Raw genomic sequence first — 13,409 nt, 5'->3', positions numbered from 1 at the left:
CGCACCCTACGTTCGGAAGCAGAGAAATGTTGAAAGTAAGTATCTACCGTTACAACCCGGAAACCGACAAAGCGCCCTTCATGCAGGACTACGAGCTGGACACCCAGGGCAAGGACCTGATGGTGCTGGACGTGCTGGAACTGCTGAAGGCCCAGGACCCGACCCTGTCTTTCCGCCGCTCCTGCCGCGAGGGCGTGTGCGGTTCCGACGGCATGAACATCTCCGGACGCAACGGTCTGGCCTGCACCACGCCCATCTCCGAAGCGGCGCGCAAGGGCAAGCTGGTGCTGCGCCCGCTGCCGGGCCTGCCGGTGATCCGCGACCTGGTCGTGGACATGGAGCAGTTCTACGAGCAGTACAAGAAGATCGAGCCCTACCTGCAGAACGATACGCCGGCGCCGGCGATCGAGCGTCTGCAGTCCCCGGAAGAGCGCGAGAAGCTGGACGGCCTCTATGAGTGCATCCTGTGCGCCTGCTGTTCCACCGCCTGTCCGTCTTTCTGGTGGAACCCGGACAAGTTCATCGGCCCGGCCGGCCTGCTGCAGGCCTACCGCTTCCTGGCGGACAGCCGCGACCTGGCTGCCGATGAGCGCCTGTCCAAACTGGACGACCCCTTCAGCGTCTTCCGCTGCCACGGTATCCAGAACTGTGTGAATGTGTGCCCGAAGGGTCTCAACCCGACCCGCGCCATCGGCCACATCCGCAACATGTTGCTGACCCGCGCCGTGTAACGGCCGCTGTAAACCCGGTTGAGCCCGCACCGCGGGCTCGGCGCCAACGGCGGCGCCTATCTGTAGAAGCTGGCCGAAGAGCCGGTGCCAAGTTGAAGAGGGGAGGTGACTTTTTAAGTGCCTCCCTTTTTGTGAGTGAAAGGAAAGCGCAGTGACACAGCCCGAGTGGGGCCCACTGCAATCGAGGTAGGCATCAACATGCACGAAAGTACCATGGAGCAGCTGTGGCGTAGCTCCCATATCTCCGGGGGCAATGCCGCCTACGTGGAGGAACTGTACGAGACCTATCTGCACGACCCGAATGGCGTGCCGGGGGAGTGGCGCAGTTACTTCGACAGCCTCCCGCGAGTAAGCGGCGCCGGTGACGTATCCCATGCCGCAGTGCGCCAGCACTTTGAGCTGCTCGCCAAACACCGCACCCGCCCGCTGGCCGCTCCCGGTGCCGGCGCCATCAATATTGAACACGAACGCAAGCAGATCAAGGTTCTGCAGCTCATCAGCTCCTACCGCCACCGCGGTCACAAAAAGGCCACCCTGGACCCGCTGGGCCTGATGGCCCGCGAGCAGGTGCCGGATCTGCAGCTGAACTACCACGGCCTCACACAGGGCGATTTCGACACCACCTTCCAGACCGGCGACCTCTTCTTCGGCAACGGCGAAGCGACCCTGCGCGAGATCGTCGAGGGCCTCGAGCGCACCTACTGCGGCAACCTGGGTGCTGAGATCATGCACCTGTCCGATCTGGAGGAGCAGCACTGGTTCCAGCAGCGCCTGGAGCGCAGCCAGTCCAGGCCCAACTTCGGTACCGATATCCAGGTCGAGATCCTGCAGCGCCTGTCCGCGGCCGAGGGCCTGGAGCGCCACCTGGACTCCAAGTACCCGGGCACCAAGCGCTTCGGCGTCGAGGGCGGCGAGAGCCTGATCCCGATGCTGGATGCGCTGATCCGCCGCTCCGGCACCTACGGCGTCAAGGAAGTGGTGATGGGTATGGCCCACCGCGGCCGCCTGAACACCCTGGTCAATATCCTGGGCAAGAACCCGGCCGACCTGTTTGAGGAATTCGAGGGCAAGAAGACCCTGGATACCTCCGGCGACGTCAAGTACCACCAGGGCTTCTCCTCCAACGTGATGACGCCGGGTGGCGAAGTGCACCTGGCGCTGGCCTTTAACCCTTCGCACCTGGAGATCTGTGCGCCGGTGGTGGAAGGCTCCGTGCGCGCGCGCCAGGATCGCCGCAACGATCCTACCGGCGAGAAAGTGCTGCCGATCAATATCCACGGCGACGCCGCCTTTGCCGGCCAGGGCGTGGTGCAGGAAACCCTGCAGATGTCGCAGACCCGCGGTTTCTACACCGGCGGCACCGTGCATATCGTGCTGAACAACCAGGTGGGCTTCACCACCAGCAAGCGCGAGGACGCCCGCTCCACCGAGTACTGCACCGACGTGGCGAAGATGATCGACGCCCCGGTACTGCACGTGAACGGCGATGACCCGGAAATGGTGGTACTGGCCGCGCTGCTGGCCGTGGACTACCGCTACGAGTTCAAGAAAGACATCGTGATCGACCTGGTGTGCTACCGCCGCCGCGGTCACAACGAGACCGACGACCCGTCCGGCACCCAGCCGCTGATGTACCAGATCATCCGCAAGCACAAGACCACCCGCACCCTCTATGCGGAAAAGCTGGTCGCTGAAGGTGTGATCGACAAGGCCGCCGCGGACAAGCTGGCCAGCGACTACCGCGACAAGCTGGACAAAGGGGAAGACGTGGCCACCGGCCTGGTGAAGCAGCCGGATTCCTCCATGTTCGTCGACTGGTCGCCCTACCTGAACCACGACTGGCAGACGCCGGCCGACACCGGCTTCCCGATGCCTAAACTGAAGGACGTGGCCAACCGCATGACCACAGTGCCGGACGGTATTGTGATGCAGCGCCAGGTGGCGAAGATCTACGAGGACCGCCGCAAGATGGCCGGCGGCGCCCTGCCGCTGAACTGGGGCATGGCCGAGACCCTGGCTTACGGCACCCTGCTGGAAGAGGGCTATATGGTCCGCTTTACCGGTGAGGACGTCGGCCGCGGCACTTTCTCCCACCGCCACGCAGTGCTGCACAGCCAGAAGGACGGCCAGTCCTATGTGCCGTTGCAGCACATGTACGAGGGCCAGCCGCCTTTCTATATCTATGACACGCTGCTGTCGGAAGAGGGGGTGCTGGCGTTCGAGTACGGCTACGCCACCACCACGCCAAAGTCGCTGGTGATCTGGGAGGCCCAGTTCGGCGACTTCGCCAACGGCGCCCAGGTGGTGATCGACCAGTTCATCACTTCCGGTGAGCACAAGTGGGGCCGCATGTGCGGACTGGTGATGCTGCTGCCGCACGGTTATGAAGGCCAGGGCCCGGAGCACTCCTCCGCGCGTCTCGAGCGCTTCATGCAGATGTGTGCCGAGCACAATATCCAGGTGTGTAACGCCACCACGCCCGCGCAGATATTCCACCTGCTGCGCCGCCAGGCAATCCGCCCGATGCGCCGCCCGCTCATTATCATGAGCCCCAAGTGGATCCTGCGCCACAAGCTGGCGACCTCCAGCCTGGACGAGCTGGCCAACGGCAGGTTCCACAATGTGATCCAGGACGACGGCGTAGATCCGGCCAGGGTCAAACGCCTGATCCTGTGCTCCGGCAAGGTCTACTACCATTTGCTGGAAGCGCGCATGGAGCGCGAGCAGGAGGATGTGGCCTTCGTGCGCATCGAGCAGCTGTACCCCTTCCCGGACGAGGAATTCGTGGAAGCGGTTTCCGCGTTCAAGAACATCAAGAGCGTGGCCTGGTGCCAGGAAGAGCCGATGAACCAGGGGGCCTGGTACCACAGTCAGCACCACCTGCGCCGTCTGCTGGCGGAAACACATCCGAAACTGGAGCTGGAATACGTGGGCCGCGCCCCGTCTGCAGCACCGGCGGCGGGCTATATGTCCACGCACCTGGAAGAACAGAACAAGTTCATCAATGAGGCGCTGACCGTCAAGTAAATCGGCGGCAGTAATTAGTAAAAATGGACGCTTCGTAAAAGAAGGGCCCAAGAGACAATCTCAGGAAACAGGACCAATGACGATCGAGATTAAAGCGCCAACTTTCCCGGAATCCGTTCAGGACGGCACTGTGGCCACCTGGCACAAACAGCCCGGTGAAGCCGTATCCCGCGATGAACTGATCGTGGATATCGAAACCGACAAAGTCGTACTGGAAGTTGTCGCTCCCGCCGACGGCGCGCTCACTGAAATCATCAAGGGCGAGGGCGATACCGTCCTGTCCAACGAGGTGATCGCCAAGTTCGAAGAGGGCGCCGGTGCTGGCGCCGCGCCTGCGGAGGAAAAGCCGGCGGAAGCGCCTGCGGCCGAGGCTGCTCCTGCTGCAGGCGGTGAGAAGATCGCCATGCCGTCCGCCAAGAAGATGGCCGCCGAGAAGGGCGTCGATCTGGCCGGCGTCGAAGGCAGCGGCAAGGGCGGTCGCGTCCTGAAGGAAGACGTCATGAAGGCGGGCACCGCGCCGGCCGCCGCCGCAGCACCGGCCGCCGCCGCGCAGGTGGTTGTCACACCGGGCGAGCGCGTCGAGAAGCGTGTGCCCATGACCCGCATGCGCAAGCGCATCGCCGAGCGTCTGCTGGACGCCAGCCAGTCCACCGCTATGCTCACTACCTTCAACGAAGTGAACATGAAGCCGGTCATGGACCTGCGCAAGAGCTATAAGGATCTGTTCGAGAAGGTGCACAACGGCACCCGCCTGGGCTTTATGGGCTTCTTCGTGAAGGCGGCGGTAGAGGCGCTGAAGCGCTATCCGGCGGTGAACGCGTCCATCGACGGTGACGATATCGTCTACCACGGCTACCAGGATATCGGTGTGGCGGTTTCCTCGCCGAAGGGCCTGGTAGTACCGATTCTGCGCAACGCGGAGAACATGGGCCTGGCGGACATGGAAAACAGCATCCGCGACATGGGCGTGCGCGCCCGCGACGGCAAGCTGTCCATCGAGGAGATGACCGGCGGTACCTTCACCATTACCAATGGCGGTGTGTTCGGCTCCCTGCTGTCCACCCCGATCCTGAACCCGCCGCAGACCGCAATCCTGGGTATGCACAAGATCCAGGATCGCCCGATGGCGGTCGACGGCAAGGTGGAAATCCTGCCGATGATGTACCTGGCGCTGTCCTACGATCACCGCCTGATCGACGGCAAGGAAGCGGTCGGCTTCCTGGTGGCGATCAAGGAAATGATCGAAGACCCGGCGCGTATCCTGCTCGAAGTTTAAGGGTCCCTCCGATCGGGCTCGGTGGCGGCGCTGCTACCGCGAATGGGTTCCGGGACACGCCGTGAACCCATCCATGGGGGCTTGTCTGCGAGGTCCCTCTCGCAGACAGTCCCTACACCCATTCGCGGTATCAGCGCCTTCGCATCGTACTTTTTTGCGGCCATCGGCCGCCCCGGGAACGCCGAGCTCCAGCTCGGCAATGCGGCCAAAGGCCGCACCATAGCAAACTGAACACATACAAAATCTGGAACACACCATGTCGGAAAAATTTGACGTAATCGTAATCGGCTCCGGCCCCGGAGGTTATGTCGCAGCCATTCGCGCCGCGCAGCTGGGCCTGAAAACCGCCTGTGTCGAGAAGTGGACGAACAAGGAAGGCAAGGTCGTCAACGGCGGTACCTGCCTGAACGTGGGCTGTATCCCGTCCAAGGCGCTGCTGGACAGCTCCTGGAAGTACCACGAGGCGAAAGACGCTCTCGACGTACACGGCATCGATACCGGCAAGGTGAAGATCGACGTCAAGAAAATGATCGAGCGCAAGGATGGCGTCGTGAAGCAGATGTCCGGCGGTATTGCCGGCCTGTTTATGGCGAACAAGGTGACCTCCATCGAGGGCACCGGCAAGCTGCTGGCCAACAAGAAAGTGGAAGTGACCGATCACGACGGCAAGACCACTGTCTACGAAGCGGAAAACGTGATCCTGGCTTCCGGTTCCGTGCCGGTAAATATTCCGCCGGCCCCGGTGGACAACAAGATCATCGTCGATTCCACCGGCGCGCTGGAATTTACCGAAGTGCCCAAGCGCCTGGGCGTAATCGGCGCCGGCGTTATCGGCCTGGAGCTGGGTTCCGTGTGGAGCCGCCTGGGTGCCGACGTGGTGGTGCTGGAAGCCCTGGATAACTTCCTGGCCATCATGGACCAGCAGATCGCCAAGGAGTCCCAGAAGATCCTGAAGAAGCAGGGCCTGGATATCCGCCTGTCCTGCCGCGTGACCGGCACCGAAGTGAAGGGCAAGGAAGTCGTTGTCACCTACGAAGACAAGGAAGGCAAAGAGCAGCAGGAAACTTTCGACAAGCTGATCGTGTGCGTGGGCCGCCGTCCCTATACCGAGGGCCTGCTGTCCGAAGATGCCGGCGTGAAGCTGGACGAACGCGGTTTCATCTACGTCAACGACCTGTGCATGACTTCCGCGCCTGGCGTCTGGGCCGTCGGCGATGTGGTGCGCGGTCCGATGCTGGCGCACAAGGCCTCTGAAGAGGGCGTGGTGGTTGCCGAGCGTATCGCCGGTCAGAAGCCGATGATGAACTACGACGTGATCCCGAACGTGATCTACACCCATCCGGAAATCGCCGCGGTCGGCCGTACCGAGGAGCAGGTGAAGGCCGATGGCGAGCCCTACAATGTAGGGGTTTTCCCGTTTGTCGCGTCCGGCCGCGCCGTGGCTGCGAACGAGACCGCGGGTATGGTGAAGATCATCGCCCACGCGGAAACCGATCGCGTGCTGGGTGCGCATATCGTCGGCCCGTCCGCGGCGGATCTGGTGCAGCAGGTGGCGATTGCGATGGAATTCGGCTCCAGTGCGGAAGACATCGGCATGACCGTATTCGGTCACCCGACTCTGTCGGAGTCTGTGAAGGAAGCGGCGCTGGCAGTGAACGGCCACGCGATCCATATCGCCAACCGCAAGAAGCGCAAGTAAGTAACTTTCTACGCCGGGGCGCTGGTTAACCTTAAATTGGCCGCCCCGGTTTCATTTGCGAAATTCGAAGTTTGCAACGACGGAAATTTTGAATTTTGTCCTTAGGTGCAGAGCAATCTGCAATTGGTAAACACATTTCAAATGTGAATTGGTATTGACTATGAACTTGCATGAGTATCAGGGCAAACAACTGTTTGCAGCATACGGATTGCCGGTTTCCAAAGGCATTGCAGCGGAAACCCCGGCAGAGGCAGCAGCGGCGGCTGACATCATCGGTGGCGACAAGTGGGTAGTAAAGGCCCAGGTACACGCCGGCGGTCGCGGCAAGGCCGGCGGTGTGAAGCTGGTGAGTTCCAAGGCGGAAATTGAAGAATTCGCCAAGAAGTGGCTGGGCAATCGCCTGGTTACCTATCAGACAGACGAAAACGGCCAGCCGGTTTCCCGCATTCTGGTGGAAAGCTGCACCGACATCGACCAGGAGCTGTACCTGGGCGCAGTGGTGGATCGCTCCACCCGTCGCATCGTGTTCATGGCCTCCACCGAAGGCGGCGTGGAAATCGAGAAGGTTGCGGAAGAGACTCCGGAAAAAATCCTGAAAGCCACCATCGATCCGCTGGTCGGCGCGCAGCCCTACCAGGCGCGTGAGCTGGCGTTCAAGCTGGGTCTGAACGACACCCAGGTGAAGCAGTTCACCAACATCTTCATGGGCCTCGGCAAGCTGTTCAAGGAGAAGGATCTGGCGCTGCTGGAAGTCAACCCGCTGGTCATCACCACCGAAGGCAACCTGCACTGCCTGGACGCCAAGATCGTGATCGACAGCAACGCGCTGTACCGCCACCCGGACCTGCGCGAAATGCACGACCCGTCCCAGGACGATCCGCGCGAAGCGCTCGCGGCCAAGTGGGACCTGAACTATGTCGCGCTGGACGGCAACATCGGCTGCATGGTGAACGGCGCCGGTCTGGCCATGGGCACCATGGACATCGTCAACCTGCACGGCGGCAAGCCGGCCAACTTCCTCGACGTTGGCGGCGGCGCGACCAAAGAGCGCGTGGTTGAAGCCTTCAAGATCATCCTGTCCGACGAAAACGTGAAGGCAGTTCTGATCAACATCTTCGGCGGCATCGTGCGCTGCGACATGATCGCCGAAGGCGTGATTGGCGCGGTGAAAGAAGTGGGCGTGAAGGTGCCGGTAGTCGTGCGCCTGGAAGGTAACAACGCAGACCTGGGCAGGAAGGTGCTGAGCGACAGCGGTCTGAACATTATCGCGGCCACCAGCCTGACCGACGCGGCAGAGCAAGTGGTTAAAGCGGCGGAGGGTAAATAATCATGTCTGTACTGATTAACAAAGACACCAAAGTCATCTGCCAGGGCTTCACCGGCTCCCAGGGCACTTTCCACTCCGAGCAGGCGATCGCCTACGGCACCAAGATGGTCGGCGGCGTGACTCCGGGCAAAGGCGGCCAGGAGCACCTGGGCCTGCCGGTATTCAATACCGTGAAAGAAGCGGTTGAAGCCACCGGTGCGGAAGCTGCCGTGATCTACGTTCCGGCGCCCTTCTGTAAGGACTCCATCCTGGAAGCCGCCAACGCCGGCATCAAGCTGATCGTTTGCATCACCGAAGGCATCCCGACGCTGGACATGCTGGACGCCAAGGTCAAGTGCGACGAGCTGGGCGTGCGCCTGATCGGCCCGAACTGCCCGGGCGTGATCACTCCCGGTGAGTGCAAGATCGGCATCATGCCGGGTCACATTCACAAGCCGGGCAAGGTGGGCATCGTTTCCCGCTCCGGCACCCTGACCTATGAAGCGGTCAAGCAGACCACTGACTTCGGCTTCGGCCAGTCCACCTGCGTGGGTATCGGCGGCGACCCCATCCCGGGCTCCAACTTCATCGACATCCTGGAAATGTTCGAGAAGGATCCGCAGACCGAAGCCATCGTGATGATCGGTGAAATCGGCGGTACCGCGGAAGAAGAGGCGGCGGCCTACATCAAGGAAAACGTCACCAAGCCGGTGGTTTCCTACATCGCTGGTGTAACCGCTCCTCCCGGCAAGCGCATGGGCCACGCCGGTGCGATCATCTCCGGTGGCAAGGGCACTGCGGACGAGAAGTTCGCCGCGCTGGAAGACGCCGGTGTGAAAACCGTGCGCTCCCTGGCCGAGATCGGCAATGCGCTGAAGGAAGTTACCGGCTGGTAATGCTGTAGGAGCGGCCCACGGCCGCGATCCAGCTTTCGGCCTGGCCCGCACATCGATCGCGGCCATGGGCGGATGGCCGCTCCGCCGCTCCTACAAAAAACAGAAAAGGCCGCCTCGAAAGGGGCGGCCTTTTCTGTATGTGGCCGAACGATATACAGGGCCCGCGGTCACTCCTTATACTGCACCAAACAATCAGTCGAGGAGTAACCATGGCCAGAGCACTGATCGGCGTCATCGGCGGCAGCGGTCTCTACGATATGCAGGGACTGAGCAATGCGCAGGAACAGCGCATAGAGACTCCATTCGGTCCTGCCTCAGATGCGATTGTCACCGGCGAGCTGCACGGTGTCCCCGTTGCCTTCCTCGCCCGCCACGGCCGCGGCCACCGCCTGATTCCCTCCGAGGTGCCCTACCGGGCCAATATCCACGCACTGCGCCAGCTGGGCGTGCGCTATATCCTGTCGCTGTCCGCGGTGGGTTCCCTGCGCGAGGCCGTGCGGCCGCTGGATATGCTGATTCCGGATCAGTTTCTCGACCTGACCCGCAAGCGCGACCATACCTTCTTTGGCGACGGCGCCGTGGCGCATGTCTCCATGGCCGATCCGGTGTGCCCGGCGGTCGCCGACTGCCTGGCCCGCGCTTTCGCGCTGACCCAGGGCGACCAGTCGATCAGCCTGCACCGCGGCGGCACTTACGTGTGCATCGAGGGCCCGCAGTTTTCCACTCGCGCCGAGTCCCACTGGTACCGCGGCATGGGCGCATCGGTGATCGGCATGACCAACATGCCCGAGGCCAAACTGGCGCGGGAGGCGCAGATCGCCTATGCGACTCTGGCCATGGCCACCGACTACGACTGCTGGCACCCGCGCGAAGCCGCGGTCACCGCCGAAGTCGCCATCGCCAACCTGCAGCAGAATGCCGCGCGCGCGCAGCAGATTGCGGCCGAGGCGATTCGCCTGCTGGGCGCGGAGCTGCCGCAATCCGCGGCCCACACCGCGCTGGCGAGCGGTCTGGTGACACCGCTGGCGGCCATGCCGGCCGCGAAGGCCGCGGTAATAAAACCACTGCTGGCAGCGACAGAAAGTCCCGAGGTAGAAAGTGCCCGGGAAGAAGTGGAGAACTGAGAAAAATGCATGAAACGCTGCCGCTGCTGGAAATAACCGACTTCCCACCCATCCGCAGAGCGCGCATCGACACGCTGCAGGTCAATATCGGCTATCGCTGCAACCAGAGCTGCGTGCACTGCCACGTGAATGCCGGGCCCACGCGCTCCGAGATGATGAGCGCGGAAAACCTGACGCTGATTCCCGAAGTGCTGCGCGCGCGCGCAATACCCACGCTGGATATCACCGGCGGTGCGCCGGAACTGCACGCGGGCTTTCGCGACCTGGTCGCGGCGGCGCGCGCGCAGGGTGTGCATGTGATGGACCGCTGTAACCTGACCATCCTGTTCGAACCGGGGCAGGAGGATCTGGCCGAGTTCCTGGCGCAGTATCGGGTGGAAGTCGTGGCCTCGCTGCCCTGCTATTCGCTCGACAATGTGGACAAGCAGCGCGGCAAGGGGGTCTTCGACAAGAGCATTGCCGCGCTGCAGCGGCTCAATGCGCTGGGTTATGGCCAGCCCGACAGCGGCCTGCCGCTGAACCTGGTCTACAACCCGCAGGGTCCTTTCCTGCCGCCCAACCAGCAGTCGCTGGAAGCGGATTACCGGCGCGAGCTGGCCGCGCATTTCGGTATCGTCTTCAATCGGCTGTTCGCGCTGGCGAATATGCCGATCAAGCGCTTTGGTTCGACCCTGGTGTCCAAGGGCCAGTTTGCGGACTATATGAAACTGCTCAAGGGAAACTACAGCGCAGCCAATCTCGATGGCGTCATGTGTCGCAACCTGGTCAGCGTGGACTGGCTCGGCAACCTCTACGATTGCGACTTTAACCAGCAACTGGGTATCGGCGTTCCCGGTCGCGCGCATCTGCGCGACCTGCTTGAGCGGGACATGCAGGACACGCCGATCCGCGTGGCCGATCACTGCTATGGGTGTACCGCGGGGCAGGGCAGCAGTTGCGGCGGCGCCCTGTGAAGCGACTCCAAAACTACTGCGCGTGCGCCTGGCGGCGTCCGGCGGTGCTGGTGCGCCAGCCCGGTCGCCATCTCATGTACCCGGTGTACACTCCGGTGCCTCCGCTCCGGCGGCCACCACCAGGCACCCGCTCGCTACGTTTTGAAGCCACTTCATACCAGGCAGAAATTTAGGTGAGCAAGAAAATTCTATTGCTAGGTGTATTGCTGGCGCTCGGGCTGGCCTTTTATCTGTTTGACCTGCACCAGTGGCTGACCCTGGAAAAACTCAAGGCGGGGCGCGCGCAGTTTCAGCAGTGGCAGGCCGCCTCACCAATTCTGGTCGGGCTGCTGTTTACGATTTTTTATATTGTGGTTACCGGCCTGTCGCTGCCGGGCGCGGCAATACTGTCACTGGCAGCGGGCGCCATATTCGGGCTGCTCTGGGGAACGGTGATCGTGTCCTTTGCATCCAGTATTGGCGCGACACTGGCATTCCTGGTTTCCCGTTACCTGCTACAGGACTGGGCGCAGCAACGTTTCGGCAGACGGCTCGGCGCGATTCATGCGGGCATCGAGCGGGAGGGCGCCTTCTATCTGTTTGCGCTGCGGCTGGTGCCGGTATTTCCCTTCTTCCTGATCAACATCCTGATGGGGCTCACCCGGATAAAAACCTGGACTTTTTACTGGGTCAGCCAGCTGGGCATGCTGGCGGCTACGCTGGTCTACGTGAATGCGGGCACGCAACTGGGACGTGTGGAGAGGCTCGGCGATATCCTGTCGCCGCAGTTACTGTTGTCCTTTGTACTGCTGGGGCTCTTTCCGCTGTTGGCCAAATACTTTTTAAACTGGCTGAAGCGCCGTCGCGCCGCCGTGTGAATCTCACCGATGAGCAAACCGGGAAAATTCGACCGCAATCTGATCGTTATCGGTGCCGGTGCCGCGGGGTTGGTCAGCGCCTATATCGCCGCGGCGGTAAAAGCCCGGGTGACCCTGGTAGAAGCCGGGGCAATGGGGGGCGACTGCCTGAATACCGGCTGCGTGCCGAGCAAGGCCCTGATCAAATGCGCTCGCGTCGCACAGCAGGCGCGCGACGCGCATCGATTCGGTGTGGGTCTCGCCGAACCGCAGATCGATTTCCCGCGCGTGATGCGGTATGTACGCGACTCGATTCGCAAGATAGCGCCGCACGACAGCGTGGAGCGCTATACCGGCCTGGGTGTCGAGGTGCTGCAGGGGCGCGCCCAGCTGGTCGATCCCTGGACGGTAAAAATTGCCCTGAACGACGGGAGTGAGCAGATACTTACAGCGCGCGCGATCATTCTCGCGACCGGTGCCGAGCCACTGGTACCGCCGCTGCCGGGGCTGGAGCGCATCGACTATGTCACCAGCGATACCCTGTGGGACAGGTTTGCCCGGCTGCAACGGGTGCCGGAAAAGCTGCTGGTGCTGGGCGGCGGTGCTGTCGGCTGCGAGTTGGCCCAGGCCTTTGCGCGGCTGGGTACGCGGGTCACCCTGGCCGAAAAGGCCGGGCGGCTGCTCCCTCTCGAGGACGGCGAGGTATCCGCGGCCGTGGAGGCGGCACTGAAGGCCGAGGGCATCGAAGTGCTGACCGCCCATGAGGCGCTGTCTTTCCAGCCGGCCGAGTCGGCTGCCGGCAGTGCGCGGCTTCGCGGCGCGGACGGCGATCGGCTGCTGGAATTCGAGCAGCTGCTGCTGGCACTGGGCCGCCGGGCCAGGGTGTCCGGTTTCGGTCTGGAAGCGCTGGGTATCGTCGACGATGGCAAGCTGCACACGGATCCGTTCCTGCGCACCCGCTACCCGCATATCCTCGCCGCCGGCGACCTGGTCGGCCCCTACCAGTTTACCCATATGGCGTCGCACCAGGCCTGGTATGCGGCGGTCAATGGCCTCTTCGGCGACCTGAAGAAATTCGCCGTGGACTATTCCCTGGTGCCGCGGGCGGTGTTTGTGGAACCGGAAGTGGCCAGTGTCGGTCTGACCGAGGAGCAGGCCAAGGAAAAAGATATTCCGTATCAGGTGACCCGCTATGGTATCGACGACCTCGACCGGGCCATCGTCGACGGCGCAGCGCGTGGCTTTGTCAAAGTGCTGACGGTGCCGGGCAGGGACAAGATTCTCGGGGTTGCCATCGTCGGGGAGAACGCCGCCGAGCTGATCGCCGAATTTGTACTGGCGATGAAACACGGCCTCGGCATGAACAGGATTCTCGGCACCATCCATATCTATCCGACCATGGCGGAAGCTAATAAATATGCGGCGGGCAACTGGAAGCGGGCGAACGCTCCCGAGCGGCTGCTGCGCTGGCTGGAGCGTTTTCACCGCTGGAGGCGTGGCTAGTGTCCTGTCCCACAAATAAGCTTACAGTTGTCGCGTCCCTGGCGGTCCCTGACCGCGT

General features: G+C 62.4%; 10 protein-coding genes and 1 other RNA gene. All 11 read left to right on the top strand.

Annotation, left to right across the window (positions count from 1 at the left end; translation table 11 throughout):
• Positions 1–26: 26 nt before the first annotated feature.
• The 11 genes from RRF64_RS06500 to RRF64_RS06450 all read left to right on the top strand — a co-directional run bounded on the left by RRF64_RS06500 (position 27) and on the right by RRF64_RS06450 (position 13,351).
• Positions 27–731, top strand: a complete 705-nt coding sequence (locus RRF64_RS06500) for a succinate dehydrogenase iron-sulfur subunit (protein WP_323845018.1) — start codon at positions 27–29, stop codon at positions 729–731.
• Between the two features lie 198 nt (positions 732–929).
• Positions 930–3,758, top strand: a complete 2,829-nt coding sequence (locus RRF64_RS06495; RefSeq protein ID WP_323845017.1) for a 2-oxoglutarate dehydrogenase E1 component — start codon at positions 930–932, stop codon at positions 3,756–3,758.
• A 76-nt stretch (positions 3,759–3,834) separates the two neighbouring features.
• A complete protein-coding gene (gene odhB / locus RRF64_RS06490) occupies positions 3,835–5,034 on the top strand; it encodes a 2-oxoglutarate dehydrogenase complex dihydrolipoyllysine-residue succinyltransferase (RefSeq protein ID WP_323845016.1) in 1,200 nt (399 codons plus the stop codon).
• Positions 5,035–5,290: 256 nt separating this feature from the next.
• Positions 5,291–6,733, top strand: coding sequence for a dihydrolipoyl dehydrogenase (lpdA, locus tag RRF64_RS06485; RefSeq protein ID WP_323845015.1), 1,443 nt, complete (start codon positions 5,291–5,293; stop codon positions 6,731–6,733).
• 160 nt (positions 6,734–6,893) lie between these two features.
• Positions 6,894–8,060, top strand: coding sequence for an ADP-forming succinate--CoA ligase subunit beta (gene sucC / locus RRF64_RS06480; RefSeq protein ID WP_323845014.1), 1,167 nt, complete (start codon positions 6,894–6,896; stop codon positions 8,058–8,060).
• A 2-nt stretch (positions 8,061–8,062) separates the two neighbouring features.
• Positions 8,063–8,935, top strand: a complete 873-nt coding sequence (gene sucD / locus RRF64_RS06475; RefSeq protein ID WP_323845013.1) for a succinate--CoA ligase subunit alpha — start codon at positions 8,063–8,065, stop codon at positions 8,933–8,935.
• Positions 8,936–9,144: 209 nt separating this feature from the next.
• Entirely contained in the window at positions 9,145–10,059 is a 915-nt protein-coding gene (gene mtnP, locus RRF64_RS06470; RefSeq protein WP_323845012.1) for an S-methyl-5'-thioadenosine phosphorylase, read from the top strand.
• 5 nt (positions 10,060–10,064) lie between these two features.
• Positions 10,065–11,012 carry an arsenosugar biosynthesis radical SAM (seleno)protein ArsS gene (gene arsS, locus RRF64_RS06465; protein ID WP_323845011.1) on the top strand — a complete coding sequence of 316 codons (948 nt, stop codon included), beginning with the start codon at positions 10,065–10,067 and terminating at the stop codon, positions 11,010–11,012.
• A gap of 74 nt (positions 11,013–11,086) precedes the next feature.
• A non-coding RNA gene (locus RRF64_RS06460) (sX9 sRNA) lies at positions 11,087–11,161 on the top strand.
• A 24-nt stretch (positions 11,162–11,185) separates the two neighbouring features.
• Positions 11,186–11,869 carry a TVP38/TMEM64 family protein gene (locus RRF64_RS06455; protein WP_323845010.1) on the top strand — a complete coding sequence of 228 codons (684 nt, stop codon included), beginning with the start codon at positions 11,186–11,188 and terminating at the stop codon, positions 11,867–11,869.
• 9 nt (positions 11,870–11,878) lie between these two features.
• Positions 11,879–13,351, top strand: a complete 1,473-nt coding sequence (locus tag RRF64_RS06450) for a dihydrolipoyl dehydrogenase family protein (RefSeq protein ID WP_323845009.1) — start codon at positions 11,879–11,881, stop codon at positions 13,349–13,351.
• Positions 13,352–13,409 lie beyond the last annotated feature (58 nt).

The organism is Microbulbifer magnicolonia (assembly GCF_035117725.1).
Taxonomy (GTDB): domain Bacteria; phylum Pseudomonadota; class Gammaproteobacteria; order Pseudomonadales; family Cellvibrionaceae; genus Microbulbifer; species Microbulbifer magnicolonia.
The sequence above is the reverse complement of the archived record's forward strand: the minus strand, read 5'-3'. Positions and strand labels throughout refer to the sequence as shown.